A 14,111-nucleotide genomic window follows, 5' to 3' on the forward strand; every position below is an offset into this window, starting at 1 on the left:
GCGGGTCGCGTGGGCAAGGTCGCTCTCTGGCGCCGCATCGGCGGGCGCATCGATTGGGGCGCGGCGCTGGCGGTCGAGATGCGCCGCGCCGGGCTGTGGTTCCCGGTCCTTATGGGTGGCGGCATCTGGGTCTATTTCGCCTTGCCCTCCGAGCCGCCCGCGTGGACGGCGGCGCTGGCGCTCCTCCCCGCGGCAGCGGCGGCGCTGCCGGCGATCCGCGGCCGCCTTCTGCCCCGAGCGGTGGTGCTGGCCGCGCTCGCGTTCGCCGCGGGCTACGCGCTGGCGCTGGGCGCCGCCCACCGGATCGCCGCGCCGGTCGTCGAGCGCCCCGCCGGGCTCACCATCGAGGGCAGGGTGCTCGCGCTCGACCGCTCGGCCTCCGAGGCGCCGAGGCTCCTCGTCGACCGCGTGACGCTGTTCGGCGTCGAGCCCGAGGCGACGCCGCGCCGGGTGCGCGTGGCACTGCTGGGCACCGATTTCGCGACCGCCCCGCGGCCGGGCGAGACCGTGCGCCTCCACGCGACGCTGCTGCCCCCGGGCGATCCGGTCGAGCCCGGTGCCTTCGACTTCGGCGAGCGGGCCTTCTTCGAGGGGATCGGCGCGGTCGGCTACACCCGCAACCCCGTCCTGTGCGTGCCGCCGGACGAGGCGGTGCGCGGCGACGCTGGCGGCGTGGCCGATCGGCTCCGCCTCTGGCTCGCCGCGGTTCGTTTCGACCTCTCGGAACATCTGCGCGCCGCGTTGCCGGGTCCCCCCGGGGCCTTCGCCGCGGCGATCATGCTGGGTGATCGCGTCGGCATCGCCGAGGCCGATGCCGAGGCACTGAGGATATCGAGCCTCGCGCATCTTCTGGCGATCTCGGGCCTCCACATGGGGCTGCTGACCGGGCTGGTGTTTGCCGCCGCGCGCCTCGCGCTCGCGATTCCGCCGTGCGTCGCGCTGCGATGGCCCACCAAGAAGCTCGCCGCCGTGGCGGCGCTGGCTGCGGGGGCGGGGTATCTGATGCTCTCGGGCGCGACCGTGGCGACGCAGCGTGCCTTCGTCATGGTGGCGGTGGCCTTCCTCGCCATCCTGTTCGACCGCCCGGCGATCTCGCTGCGGGGGCTCGCGCTCGCCGCGGCGGTGGTGCTGGCGGTCCGGCCGGTCAGCCTGTTCGACGTGGGCTTCCAGATGAGCTTCGCCGCGACGCTGGGGCTGGTCGCGGGCTACGAGGAGCTGTCGCGCCTTGTCCGCGCGCGCCGCGAGCGCCTCGCCGTGGCGGCCGAGGCGTGGGGGCAGGCGGCCTCGGCGCCGTCCGCCGAGGTCGGCGAGTCGGGGGAGGCGCGTTTGGCGGCGGCCGGGGACGACGGGGTGCCGGGCCCGACGGCGGAGGATGACGGCGGCCCACGGTTGCACTTTGCCCGCGCGCTGGAATCGGCCCTCGGCCGCGTCGCGGCGGTCCCCCGCGCCCGGCGCCTCGCGCGGGCCGCGCTGGTCTGGGCTGCGGGGCTGGTCTTCACCAGCCTTGTCGCGGGCCTCGCGACGGCGCCGTTCTCGACCTATCATTTCAACCGGCTCGCGCCCTACGGGCTGGTCGCCAATCTGGGGGCGGTGCCGGCGATGGGGCTCGTGATCGCGCCCGCGGCGGTGCTGACCGCGCTGCTCGCGCCGCTCGGCCTCGCGGCGCTGCCGCTCGCGGTTCTGGGCGCGGGCATCGAGTGGGTTCTGCGCGTGGCGCACTGGACCGCAGGGCAACCGGGGGCCGACCGCGTCGTTCAGGCCGGCGCGGCGGGACATCTTGCGCTGATCGCTCTGGGTGGGCTCTGGCTTGCGCTGTGGCGCGGCGGCTGGCGGCTTGCCGGCCTCGCGCCGCTCGTGGCCGGGACCACGCTCTGGGCCACCGACCCGCCGCCGCGTCCGCCGCTGCTGGTGGCGCCGGGGGGGGCGCTGGTCGGGCTCCTCGGTCCCGAGAGCCGGGCGCTCGACCATCCAAAGCGGCAGTCCTATGCCGCCGAAACCTGGCTGCGGCGCGACGGCGACGCCGCCGAACAGGCCACCGCCGCCGCGCGTCCCGGCCTCGGGCGCACGCGCCGGACGGCGTCGGGCCGTCTGACCAATGGCTGGCGGCTCGAGGTCCTGCACGCCACGCGGCCCGAGCCAGCCGAGATCGCCCGGCTTTGCGCGCCCCGCACCGTGCTGATTGCCCGCGGGGCGCGCGACCGTCCGGTGGGGGGATGCATGTTCTATGGCAGGAACGAACTTGCGCGCGCGGGGGCTCTTGCCGTCTGGCCGGACGGGGAGGGGATCCGCGTCGAGGAAAGCGCGGCCCGCGCCTCGCGTCTGTGGCACCGCCGACGGGCGTCCTCCGGACAGGAGGGAGGCGCGGATGCTCCCTCGGATGCCGAGGCGGAAGGGGATACGGCGGCTGGCCAGTCCTTACCGGCCGCTGGGCACAATGAATCGAAGATATCAGCCTGCCCGGCGCGTGCCCGATGCCGCGGGCCGGCGACGGCAGATCGTCCCCGGCCCGCCCGAAACCCGAGCAGGCCCCGGCGTTCGCTGGTCAGGAATAGGTGCGGATCAGTCCGACCATGCGGCCCTGGATCTTGACCTGGTCGGTGCGGTAGACGCGCGTCCCGTAGGCCGGGTTCGCGGCCTCGAGGGCGATGGCTCCGCCCTTGCGCCGCAGGCGCTTCAGCGTCGCCTCGTGGTCCTCGATCAGTGCCACCACGATGTCGCCGTTCTCGGCGGTGGACTGGCGGCGGACCACCACGATGTCGCCGTCATGGATGCCCGCCTCGATCATCGAGTCGCCCTTGACCTCGAGCGCGTAGTGCTCGCCTTCCCGGCTCAGCATCATCGAGGGCACGCCGACGCGGGTGCCGCCCTGTTCCAGCGCCTCGATCGGCACACCCGCCGCGATCCGCCCGATCAGGGGCACGGTCGATGTGTCGGGGTCGATCTCGTGCGTCTCGCCGATCCGCGAGAGGCTGTGCTCGAAGCGCGCCGCCTCGTCGCGCAGCCCGCGGTCGCCCTCGATCACGGCGGGGCGGAAGTTCCCGCGCACCGGCCGGCCCTCGACGTTCTCGGGCAGGCGCACGACCTCGATGGCGCGGGCGCGGTGGGCTAGGCGGCGGATGAATCCGCGCTCCTCCAGCGCCGTGATCAGCCGGTGGATGCCGGACTTGGATCGAAGGTCCAGCGATTCCTTCATCTCGTCGAACGAGGGCGAGACGCCGTCGCGCTGGATCCGGTTGTGGATGAACATCAGAAGGTCGTACTGCTTTCGTGTCAGCATCAGCCTTACCCCCGGAATTTCCCCCGCCATCTGGCGCCGCGCCTGCCTGCACAAGCGCCCGCCGGTTATGTTCTACAAAAGTTCATGTTTTGTGTCAATGCTGCCGGCTCTGTGGATAATATGTGGATAACTTCCCGCGCGGTCAGTCGAGCGCGACGAACTCCACCGCCTCGCCCGATTGCGCGGCCGGCACATGCGGCGGGCGCACGATCAGCGCGTTGGCCTCCGAGAGCGTGGCGAGCAGGTTCGAATCCTGCCTCGAGAGCGTCGAGAGCCGCGCGACCCCGTCCGCGCCTTCGGCCATCACCGCGCGCATGTAGTGCTCGCGCGGCCCGTTCGCTTCGATCGGCGCGTCCAGCACGCCCAGCCTGCGCGGGCGGGCGCCGCCTGGCAGCCCCATCGCCTTCTCGAGCGCCGGACGCAGGAAGATCTCGCCGCAGATCATCGCCGAGACGGGGTTGCCCGGCAGCCCCACCATCACCGAGCCGCCGATCCGGCCCGCCATCAGGGGCTTGCCCGGCCGCATGGCGACCTTGAGAAAGTCGAGCGACAGCCCCTCGGCACCATAGACCTCTGCCACGAGATCGTGCTCGCCAACCGATGCCCCGCCGAGCGTCACGATGAAATCCGCCCCGCGCGCGGCTTCCAGCGCCGCCACGAGGCTCGCGCGGTTGTCGCACGCGATCGGGCAGAGCCGGGGCACCGCGCTCAAGCCAGTCAGCATCGCCGCCAGCCCGTGATTGTTCGAGCTCACGATCTGGTCGGGCCCCGGGACCTCTCCCGGCTCGACCAGCTCGTCACCCGTCGGGATCAGAGCGACCACCGGTCGGCGGGCGACGGTCACGCGGGGCACGTTCATCGCGGCGATCAGCGCGATGTCGCGGGGCGCCAGCCTGCGCGGCGCTGGCAGGCGGAATCCCGCCGGGAAGTCCATGCCGCGCGGGCGGACATATTCGCCGGGGCCGGGCGCGGTTGCCACGCGAACAAGATCGCCCTCGCGCACCGCGTCCTCCTGGATCAGGATTGCGTCGGCCCCCGCCGGCACCGGGGCGCCGGTGAAGATGCGCACCGCACCGCCCCCGGGCAGGACGCCCGCCCAGCCGCGCCCCGCGGCAGCCTCGCCCACCACCCGCAGCGTCGCGCCCGCCCGCGCCTCGGCCGCGCGCACGGCGTAGCCATCCATCGCCGAGGCGTCGAAGGGTGGCTGGTCGCGCGTCGCAACCGCGTCGGCCAGCATCACCCGGCCGGCGGCGTCCGCCAACGCCACCTCTTCGGCCGGCAGCGGCGCGACCAGCGCCAGCAGACGCGCCAGCGCCTCGGCCACCGGGATCATGCCGCCCCCGCTCACGATGCGTCGAAGGAGCCGGACTTGCCGCCCGACTTGTGGGTGAGGCGGATGTCCTCGATCCGCATGCCGCGGTCGACCGCCTTCACCATGTCGTAGACCGTCAGCGCCGCGACCGAGACGGCGGTCAGCGCCTCCATCTCGACCCCGGTCTGGCCGGTGAGCTTGACGGTCGCCTCGATCTCGACCCGGTCGGGGGCGTGGGGCACGAGGTCCACCGTGACCTTCGACAGCATCAGCGGGTGGCAGAGCGGGATCAGGTCAGCCGTGCGCTTGGCCGCCATGATGCCGGCAAGCCGCGCCACCGCGAGCACGTCGCCCTTCTTGGCCCGTCCCTCGACGATCATGGCGAGCGTCTCGGGCGCCATCACGACGCGGCCCTTCGCGGTCGCCACACGCTCGGTCGCGGGCTTCTCGCTCACGTCCACCATCTGCGCGCGGCCCTCGGCGTCGAAATGGGTGAAGCCGCTCATGCCGCGCCCGCCCGGGGCAGGGGGTTGGCGAGGATCGCCCGCGTCGCCGTCGTTACATCGGCCTGTCGCATCAGGCTCTCGCCGATCAGGAAGCTCCGCGCCCCCGCGCGCGCCAGCCGCGCGAGGTCGGCGGGGGTGAACAGCCCGCTCTCGGCCACCAGATGCCGGCCGGCGGGCACATGCGGCGCCAGTTCCTCGGTCGTCTCGAGCCGCGTCTCGAAGGTCTTGAGGTTGCGGTTGTTGACGCCCACGAGCCCCGATTTCAGCCCCAGCGCGCGGTCGAGTTCCGACCGGTCGTGTACCTCGATCAGCGCGTCCATGCCCCAGGCGAAGGCCGCGTCCTCGAGTTCGGCGGCCTGCGCGTCCGACACGCTTGCCATGATGATCAGGATGCAGTCGGCGCCCAGCGCGCGGGCCTCGGCGACCTGCCACGGGTCGTAGAGGAAATCCTTGCGCAGCGCGGGCAGGTTCGTCGCAGCGCGTGCGGCGCTCAGATACGCATCCGCCCCCTGGAAGCTTGGCCCGTCGGTCAGCACGCTGAGGCAGGTGGCGCCCCCCGCCTCGTAGGCTCGGGCAAGCGCGGGAGGGTCGAAATCGGCGCGGATCAGGCCCTTGGACGGGCTCGCCTTCTTGATCTCGGCAATCAGGCCGTAACGCCCCGAAGCCTCGGCCGCCGCCAGCGCAGCGCGGAAGGGGCGCACCGCGGGGGCTGCGCGGGCGGCGTCCTCGACCGCGGCCAGCGGGCGGGCGCGCTTGCGCGCGGCGACCTCCTCCAGCTTGTAGGCCTTGATCCTGTCGAGAATGTCAGCCATCCGTGGCCTCCCGCGTGAAGCGGGCCAGCGCGTCGAGCCGCGCCATCGCCGCGCCCGAATCGATGCTCTCGCGGGCGAGCCCCGCGCCCTCGCGCAGGTTGGCGGCGCGGCCCGCAACCACCAGTCCGGCAGCGGCATTCAGCAGCACCGCGTCGCGGTAGGCGCCGTGGACGCCGCCAAGCACGGCGCGGAAGGCCTCGGCATTCGCCTCGGGCGTGCCTCCCAGGATCGCCTCGAACGGGTGGGGGGCGAGCCCCGCATCCTCCGGGTGCACCTCGAACGCGGTGATCTCTCCCGCCGCCAGCGCCACCACCTGCGTGGCCCCGGCAATCGAGATCTCATCCGTCCCGTCGGTGCCATGCACCAGCCACGCTGCCTCGGACCCCAGCGCCTTCAGCGTCTCGGCCATCGGCCGCAGCCAGTCGGGCGAGAAGGCGCCCGTCAACTGGCGCCTAACCCCCGCAGGGTTCGTGAGCGGCCCGAGGATGTTGAAGATCGTGCGCACGCCCATTTCGACCCGCACCGGCTGGACGTGGCGCATCGCCGCGTGGTGCATCGGCGCCATCATGAAGCAGATGCCGCATGCCGCCAGCGCCCGCTCGGCCACCGCCGCCGGCACCATAACGTTGACGCCCATCTGCGTGAGCGCGTCCGCGGCGCCCGAGCGCGACGACAGCGCCTTGTTGCCGTGCTTGGCCACCGGCACGCCCGCGCCCGCCACCACGAAGGCAGCGGCCGTCGAGATGTTGAGCGTCCCCTTGCCGTCGCCCCCGGTGCCGACGATATCGACCGCGCCGTCGGGCGCCTTCACCTTCGCGGCCCGGGCGCGCATCGCGCTGGCGGCGCCCGCGATTTCGTCCACCGCCTCGCCGCGCATCCTCAAGGCCATCAGGAAGCCCGCGATCTGCGCGGGCGTGGCCTCGCCCGCCATGATGATGCCGAACGCCTCCTCGGCCTCGGCGCGGGTCAGCGCGCGGCCCGTCGCCGCGGCGATGTAGGGCTTGAGATCGCCGCTCATGCCGCCCGGCGCTCCCGCACCGGCAAGCCCGCGAGGCGCAGGAAATTCGCAATCATCGCGTGGCCATGCTGTGAGGCGATGGATTCGGGGTGGAATTGCACGCCATGCACCGGCCGCTCGCGATGGGCGAGGCCCATGATGACGCCCGATTGCGAGCGCGCGGTGACGCCCAGGCAGGCGGGCAGCGTCTCCGGCCGCACGGTGAGCGAGTGGTAGCGCGTGACCTCGAAGCCCTGCGGCAGCCCCTCGAACAGGCCCGTGCCGTCGTGGGTGATGGTCGAGAGCTTGCCATGCATGATCTCGTGACAGCGCACCACCTCGCCGCCGAACGCCTCGCCGATCGCCTGGTGGCCCAGGCAGACGCCCAGGATCGGCAGGTTGGCCGGGGCGTGGCGGATCAGCTCGACGCAGATCCCCGCCTCGCGCGGCGTGCAGGGGCCCGGCGAGAGCACGATCGCCTGCGGCTTCAGCGCCAGCGCCTCGGGAACGCTCAGTGCGTCGTTGCGTTCGACCCGCATGTCGGCGCCAAGCTCGCCGAAATAGTGCACGAGGTTCCAGGTGAAACTGTCGTAGTTGTCGATCAGCAGGAGCATCGGGGAGATCCTTCCCGCCCGGGCCACGCCGGGTTCACTGTTGGCCGCCGGGCCGGGTTGCGCGTATAGATGCCGTGACAGGCAAGCCGGCGTCAAGGGAAGCGGGCGGCGGCCATGGCGGCAGGACCGCCGGAGACAGGTGGAGCGGGGGCAGCGATGGGTTCGAGACGCGGGGGCGGCATGGGGATCGCCATCGTCAGGTTCCTTGGCGGTGTCGCGGTGGCGGTGATGCTGGCCGCCGTCGCCTTCATCGTGTTCTCGGGCCTCACGGACGTTCCCGAGCGCACGCCCTATGCGGCCCGCGAGGGCGCGCCCGCGCGCGAGGTGCCGGCGACGCTCGGTGCCGCGCTGCCGGGGTCGCTCGACCAGCCCGCAGCCTCCCAGCCCGCGCCGGCGCCCGGCGCGGCGGGAGGCGTCGCCGTGCCGCGGCCCTCGGCGGGTGGCGCCGCCCCGGGCGCGAGCCAGCCGAGCCTTGCCGGCACCGATTCCTCGGGCCTTGGCGCGAGCATCGGCGGCGCGGGTTCGGGCCTCTCGCCCGCCCAGCCGCCATCGCTCAGCCCTGCCCAGCCGCCGGCGCTCGGCGGCGGGGCCGCCGCCGGAGGCTTCGGCGCGCCGCTCTCGGTCGCCGGCGGTGCTCTTCCATCCGCGCCGCCCGCGGCAGCGCCCGCCGATGCCGCGCCGTCCGACGCGGCGCCGGCGGCTTCGGTCGATGACGCGCGCAACCAGCTCGCGGCCCTGCTGGGCGAGGCCCCTGCCACGCCGCCTGCCGGGGCCCCGGCCCCGCCCGCCGAGGTTCCGCCCGCGCCGGCCGCCACGGCCGAGCCCGCGCCCGCGACGAGTGCCGACCCCGCGCCGGCCGCCACGGTCGAACCCGCCGCCACGGTCGAGCCCGCCGCCACGGTCGAGCCCGCCGCCACGGAACCCGCGCCTGCGCCGACGCAGGCGGCGGCCGAGGCGGTGGACCTCCCGATCCTTGCCCTCGCCGGACCGGCGCTCGACGTGAACGCGGAAGCGGCGGTCGTCCCCGCCGGCACGCCCGCCATCGCCTTCGTCGTGAGCGATGCGGCCGAGCCCGGCGCGCTGACGCCCGAGATGCTGGCGAGCCTGCCCTTCAAGGTGACGATCGGCATCGTGCCGGGCGGCGAGGCCGCCACCGCGCTTGCCGAGGCCGCGCGCGCCGCCGGCCACGAGGTGCTGGTCCAGCTTCCGACCGAGACGCTCGGCGGGCGCGTCCCGGCGTCGTCCACTCTCGAGGCGGACCTCACGCCCGAGGCCGCGACGGCCCGCGCGCTGACGCTCATCGCCGCGCTGCCGCAGGGCGTGGCGGTATCGACCTACCCAGCATCGGGCTCGGCCGGGGCCGGCACCGAAGCGCTGATGGCGCTGCTCGCGCAGCACGGCTTCGGCTATCTCGAGAACCGCACCGCGGCGGGCGGGGTGGCCGAGCTTGGCGCCAAGCGCGCGGGAGTGCCCTTCGCCGCCGCCGATCGCACCATCGCGCGCCGCGCGACGCGCACGCAGTTCGCCCAGCAGATCGACGCCGCGGCCGAGGACGCCGCCCGCGCCGGCCCGCAGGTGGTGTTGATCCCCGCGAGCGCCGAGGCATTGCGCGCGCTGGTGGGATGGAGCCTCGCCCGCGGCGGCGCGGTGCGTGCCGTGCCGCTCTCGGCGGTTCTTCGGGCGCGGGGGTGACGCGGCGGCGGGGGCGGCGGCGATCACCGCCTCGCCCCCTCCACAGCGTTCAGTTGAAGCTGCGGGCGACGCTGGCCGCGTGCATCAGGGCCATCGACTTCGAGACGGTCTCCTGGAACTCGGCCTCGGGGTCGCTGTCGAAGACGACGCCGCCGCCCGCCTGGACGTAGAGCGTGCCGTCCTTGATGACGCCGGTCCTCAGCGCGATGCAGGTGTCCATCTCGCCCGCCGCCGAGAAGTAGCCGACGCCCCCGGCATAGACGCCGCGCTTTTCCTTCTCGAGCTCGTCGATGATCTCCATCGCCCGGATCTTGGGCGCGCCCGACACCGTCCCCGCCGGCAGCCCCGCCAGCAACGCGTCGATCGCGTCCACCCCCTCGCGCAGGTCGCCGTCGACGTTCGAGACGATGTGCATGACGTGGGAATAGCGCTCGACCGTGAACTGCTCGTTGGGGTCCACCGTGCCGATCTTCGCCACCCGGCCCACGTCGTTGCGGCCGAGGTCCAGCAGCATCAGGTGCTCGGCCCGCTCCTTGGGGTCGGCCAGCAGCTCCGCCTCCAGTGCCGCGTCCTCCTCGGGCGTGCGGCCGCGCTTGCGGGTGCCGGCGATCGGGCGGATCGTGACCTTGCCGCCGCGCACGCGCACGAGGATCTCGGGCGATGCGCCGGCGATATGGAAGCCGCCCATGTTGAAGAAGAACATGTAGGGGCTGGGATTGGTCCGCCGCAGCGCGCGATAGAGCGAGAACGGCTCGACCTCGAGCGGCAGCGCCCAACGCTGGCTCGGCACCACCTGGAAAATGTCGCCCGCGCGGATGTAGTCCTTCGCGCGCTCGACCATCTCGAGATACTCGGCGTGGGTGGTGTTCGAAACCGGCGCCACCGCCCGCGCCGCCGTGGCCTCGAGCGGCGTGACCGGCGTGTGGCCCAGATCGCGCCGGTCCAGCGACTCGCGCCCCGCCTGGAGCCGCGCCGCGGCCTCGTCATAGGCGGCATCGGCATCGCGCTCGTCATGCCAGGCCGGGGCGCACAGCGTCACGATGTCCTTGACGTTGTCCACGATCGCGATCAGCCGGGGCCGCAGCATCATCGCGTCGGGCAGGCCCAGCGGGTCGGGGTTCGGCTCGGGCAGCCGCTCGACGAGGCGGATCATGTCGTAGCCGAGATAGCCGAACAGCCCCGCCGCCATCGGCGGCAGTTCGCGCGGCAGGTCGATCCGGCTTTCGGCGATCAGCGCGCGCAGGCTGGCGAGCGTCGGCCGCGGCTCGGGGACGAAGCCGTCCGGGCGCCGCGCCGCATCGCGGTTGATCTCGGCGCCCGCCCCCCGGCAGCGCCAGATCAGGTCGGGCTCGCAGCCAATCACCGAATAGCGCCCGCGCACCTCGCCGCCGGTGACCGATTCCAGCATGAAACTCATGGGCCGGGCCGCCGTGAGCTTGAGCATCAGCGAGACCGGCGTGTCCTGGTCGGCCACCAGCTCGGCCCAGAGGATCTGGTTCTCGCCCCTCGCCCAGCCCGCGGCAAACGTGGCCCGGTCGGGCCGGATGCGCATGTCGGCGGTCATCGGCTCACATGCCCCCGCCGCTGCCCGCGCCGCCCGAGATCGCGGAGAAGGTGCTCTCGATCGCTTGCGGGTAGTAGGCGACCGCGTGGCGCGTCTCGAGAGCGCGGGCGAAGAACTCGACCCGGTCGGCCTGCAGCGACTGCGCGAGCGCCCGCTCGACATGCGCCGACATCTGGCCCATCGCTTCGGGCGCCATCGGCTCGATGGCGATCAGCTCGGCCAGCACCACCCCCTCGCCATCGGGCAGGCGGGCGGTCAGGACCGTGCCCGGCTTCGCCTCGAAGACCGGCACGATCAGCGCATCGGGCAGGCTTTCGGGCGGCGTGTCGCGCAGGAAGAAGCCGGTCTCCGTCGCGCTGAGGCCCATCCCCGCGGCTGTGGTTGCGAGCGTCGCCCCCGTGCCGCGCGCGATCGCCGCGGCGATCCCCGCCGCGCGCGCCTCGAGCGCCGCGAGGACCTGTTCGCTGCGCCATGCCGCCTCGACCCGGCCGCGGATCTCGGCCAGCGGCGGCACGTGGCTCGGCTCGACACGGTCGATCATGGCGACGAAATAGCCGCCGTCGCCCAGCTCGATGATGTCGCGCTCCTCGGCGTCCAGCGCGTCCAGCACCTCGGCGCGCACCTCGGGCAGGGCGAGCACGCCCGACGCCGCCGTGCCGCCCGCCAGCGTGCCGTCGGCCGCGAGCCCCGCGATCTCGCCCGCGGTCACGGCGCCGCCCAGCTCGGTCGCGATCTCGGGCAGGGCCTTGCCGGCGGCGCGCAGCTCCTCGACCTCGTTGGCGATCTCGGGCGCGCGCGCCTCGGCGCGCTCGGCGGCGAGCCGCGCGGCGATCTCGTCACGCAGGTCCTCGAAGGGCACGGCACCGCCGTCCGAGACGCCGGTCACGCGCAGGATCGCGCCGCCCAGCGGCGTCGCGACCGCACCGGTGACCCCCGGCTCGGCGAGTGCGAAGACCGCCTCGTCCGGCCCCTCGGGCAGGTCACCGGGCTGCACCACGCCCAGCGTGAGCCCCTCGCCCGCCTGACCCGCCTCGGCTGCCAGCGCGTCGAAATCGGCCTCGCCCGCGGCCAGCCTCGCCGCCGCGGCCTCGGCCTCCGCAAGCGAGGGATAGCTGATCTGGTCGACGGTCCGCGTGGGCTCGGTCACGTTGAGGTCCCGCTCGGCCTCGTAGGCCGCGCGCAGGTCGTCCTCGGACAACGCCGCCGTCTCGGCTGCCGTCAGCGCGGCGATGTCGACATGCAGATACCGCCCAAAGCGCCGCTCCGGCTCGCGGAAGCGTTCGGCCTCGGCCTCGTGGAAGGCGGCGAGCGTCGCGTCGTCCGGCTCGCCCGGATCGGGCGCAAGCCGCGTCCCAAGCGTCAGCAGCCGCAGGTTGCGCGTCTCGCCGCGCCAGGCGGTGATCCGCACCGCAAGGCCCGGCGCGGTCGCCTCGATGCCCGACACCGCGCCTGTCACCAGTTCCTGCCCGATCAGGGTGCGGGTCAGGCGCTCGAACTCGGCCGGCGTCATGCCCTGCTGCGCCAGCAGGAGCCGGTAGGCCGTGTCCGAGAAGTTGCCCGCCGGACCCTGGAAGGCGGGGGTGTTGCGGATCTCCTCGGCCACCGCCCGGTCGGGGGCGGAAATGCCCAGCCGCGCCAGTTCGGCCCGCATGGTGGCGTCGCGCACCAGCCCCGCCAGCACCCGCCGGTCGAGGCCCATGGCGCGCATGTCGGAATAGGTGACGGCGCGGCCCGCCTCGCGGCTCAGCCGGGACTGCGCGCGCGCCAGCGCGTTGGCGAACTCGTCGGCCGTGACCTCCTCGTCGCCCGCGGTCGCAACCGCCGTGCCGCCGCGGAACGAGAAGATGTCCCCGATGCCCCACACCGCGAAGCTCAGCACCAGAAGGGCGATCAGGGTCTTGGCGACCCAGGACTTCGCGCCGCGCCGCAGTGCATGGAGCATGTCTGCCTCACTTCCGTCCCGCCGCGGGACCGCGGCAAACCATTACGCCGCGGGACCGCGGCAATCCGGCTGCGTTGTTATCCGGGCATCCCCCGGCGAACAAGAGCGCAAAGCCCCCGCGCGGCGCGCACGGGCGTCCCTCAGGGCCGGAACGCCGCGAGTCGCGTGGCGAGCGTCTCCAGCCCCGCCGCGTCTGCATTGGCGAAGGCAATCCGCAGCGCCCGCTCGCCGCCCCAGTCGCGGCCCTCCGCGGCAGTGGGGGCGAACATCGTGCCCGGCAGGGTCAGCACCGACTGCTCGGCCACCAGCCTCCGCGCAAGCCGGTCGGAGGCGATGGGGAAGGGTGGCTCGACCCAGGCGAAATAGGCCCCCGCGCCCAGGATGCGCCAGTCGGGCAGGTGTTCGGCGAAGGCGGCCCTCAGCGCGCGCCCGCGCGAAAGTATCTCGTCGCGCTCCTCCGCCACCCATTGCCCGAGATTGCGCAGTCCGTAGAGCGCCCCGAACTGGCCCACCCGGCTCGGGCAGATGGTTACCGTGTCGAGGAACTTCTCGATCTGCGCGAGCCGCCCGGCCCCGGTCACGATCGCCCCCACCCGGTGCCCGGTCAGGCGAAAGACCTTCGAGAAGCTGTAGAGATGCACCAGATGCTCGCGCCAGTCCTCGCGCGCGAACAGCGCGTGCGGCGCGCCCTGGCCCGAGTGGAAGTCGCGATAGGTCTCGTCCACGATCAGCCCGGCGCCATGCTCGCGCGCGAGGTCGTAGAACGCCTCCATCAGCGCGGGAGGGTATTCGGCGCCAGTCGGGTTGTTGGGCGTGATCAGAAGGATCGCCTTCACTGCGGGCGTCATCGCCGCGCGGGCGGCCTCGATGTCGGGCAGCATCGCCGCGTCGCAAGGGATCAGGACCGAGCCGATCCCGCTCATGTCGAGCCACATCTTGTGGTTGAAGTACCACGGCACCGGCACCATCACCGCGTCGCCCGGGCCGCACAGCGCCGTCACCGCCGCGCAGAACGCCTGGTTGCAGCCCGAGGTAATGGCGACCTCACCCGCGTCGATCTGCCCACCGTAATGCACCGACCAGCGCTGGGCGATCGCCTCGCGCAGCGGCGTGTCGCCCAGCACGGGGCCGTAGAGATGCATCTCCGGGTCGTCGGCCACGGCCTCGGCCATCGCCCGGCGCAGCGCCTCGGGCGGGGGGGCGACGGGGGCCGCCTGGGAAAAGTTCAGGAGCGGCCGGTCAGGCGGGAACGCGGTCTCGGCGACCCAGCGGCGGGCCTCCATCACCGGGGGCGGGAACACGGCGGCGAGGTTGGGGTTGAGCGGCATCGGTCTCTCGGGCGTCAGGGGTCCGGGCGCGAGACTAGGGGCGCCGCGCCGGAAAGGCCAGAGGGCC

Annotated in this window: 11 protein-coding genes; 2 read left to right on the top strand and 9 right to left on the bottom strand. The window is 73.6% G+C overall.

Translation table 11 applies throughout. From position 1 onward, the window contains the following. Positions 1–9 precede the first annotated feature (9 nt). Complete coding sequence (locus M1105_RS10845) at positions 10–2,589, top strand: ComEC/Rec2 family competence protein (RefSeq protein ID WP_249580382.1); 2,580 nt, start codon at positions 10–12, stop codon at positions 2,587–2,589. Here the strand turns inward: M1105_RS10845 and lexA are convergent. The 6 genes from lexA to M1105_RS10875 all read right to left on the bottom strand — a co-directional run bounded on the left by lexA (position 2,543) and on the right by M1105_RS10875 (position 7,518). Then, a complete protein-coding gene (lexA, locus tag M1105_RS10850) occupies positions 2,543–3,277 on the bottom strand; it encodes a transcriptional repressor LexA (RefSeq protein ID WP_249580383.1) in 735 nt (244 codons plus the stop codon). The two genes, M1105_RS10845 and lexA, sit on opposite strands and share 47 nt — an antisense overlap. A gap of 142 nt (positions 3,278–3,419) precedes the next feature. Continuing rightward, the gene (locus M1105_RS10855) at positions 3,420–4,610 is read right to left on the bottom strand and encodes a molybdopterin molybdotransferase MoeA (RefSeq protein ID WP_249580384.1); all 1,191 of its coding nucleotides are present in this window, start codon (positions 4,608–4,610) and stop codon (positions 3,420–3,422) included. A gap of 11 nt (positions 4,611–4,621) precedes the next feature. Further along, on the bottom strand, positions 4,622–5,095 hold the full coding sequence (gene moaC, locus M1105_RS10860; protein WP_249580385.1) for a cyclic pyranopterin monophosphate synthase MoaC: 474 nt from the start codon (positions 5,093–5,095) through the stop codon (positions 4,622–4,624). Then, a complete protein-coding gene (gene trpC, locus M1105_RS10865) occupies positions 5,092–5,907 on the bottom strand; it encodes an indole-3-glycerol phosphate synthase TrpC (protein WP_249580386.1) in 816 nt (271 codons plus the stop codon). The genes moaC and trpC overlap by 4 nt, the downstream gene beginning before the upstream one ends. After that, positions 5,900–6,925, bottom strand: coding sequence for an anthranilate phosphoribosyltransferase (gene trpD, locus M1105_RS10870; protein WP_249580387.1), 1,026 nt, complete (start codon positions 6,923–6,925; stop codon positions 5,900–5,902). Before trpD ends, trpC begins: the two co-directional genes overlap by 8 nt. Then, a complete protein-coding gene (locus tag M1105_RS10875) occupies positions 6,922–7,518 on the bottom strand; it encodes an anthranilate synthase component II (RefSeq protein ID WP_249580388.1) in 597 nt (198 codons plus the stop codon). The genes trpD and M1105_RS10875 overlap by 4 nt, the downstream gene beginning before the upstream one ends. 156 nt (positions 7,519–7,674) lie before the next feature. On the opposite strand from M1105_RS10875, the gene M1105_RS10880 reads away from it, so the two are divergent. After that, entirely contained in the window at positions 7,675–9,210 is a 1,536-nt protein-coding gene (locus M1105_RS10880; protein WP_249580389.1) for a divergent polysaccharide deacetylase family protein, read from the top strand. Between the two features lie 49 nt (positions 9,211–9,259). Here M1105_RS10880 and trpE read toward each other — a convergent pair whose 3' ends face one another. The 3 genes from trpE to M1105_RS10895 all read right to left on the bottom strand — a co-directional run bounded on the left by trpE (position 9,260) and on the right by M1105_RS10895 (position 14,044). Then, positions 9,260–10,762 carry an anthranilate synthase component I gene (gene trpE, locus M1105_RS10885; protein WP_249580486.1) on the bottom strand — a complete coding sequence of 501 codons (1,503 nt, stop codon included), beginning with the start codon at positions 10,760–10,762 and terminating at the stop codon, positions 9,260–9,262. A gap of 16 nt (positions 10,763–10,778) precedes the next feature. Beyond that, positions 10,779–12,716, bottom strand: coding sequence for a peptidylprolyl isomerase (locus M1105_RS10890; protein ID WP_249580390.1), 1,938 nt, complete (start codon positions 12,714–12,716; stop codon positions 10,779–10,781). 140 nt (positions 12,717–12,856) lie between these two features. Next, complete coding sequence (locus M1105_RS10895) at positions 12,857–14,044, bottom strand: aminotransferase (protein ID WP_249580391.1); 1,188 nt, start codon at positions 14,042–14,044, stop codon at positions 12,857–12,859. Positions 14,045–14,111 lie beyond the last annotated feature (67 nt).

The organism is Thermohalobaculum sediminis (assembly GCF_023487995.1).
GTDB classification, from domain to species: domain Bacteria; phylum Pseudomonadota; class Alphaproteobacteria; order Rhodobacterales; family Rhodobacteraceae; genus Thermohalobaculum; species Thermohalobaculum sediminis.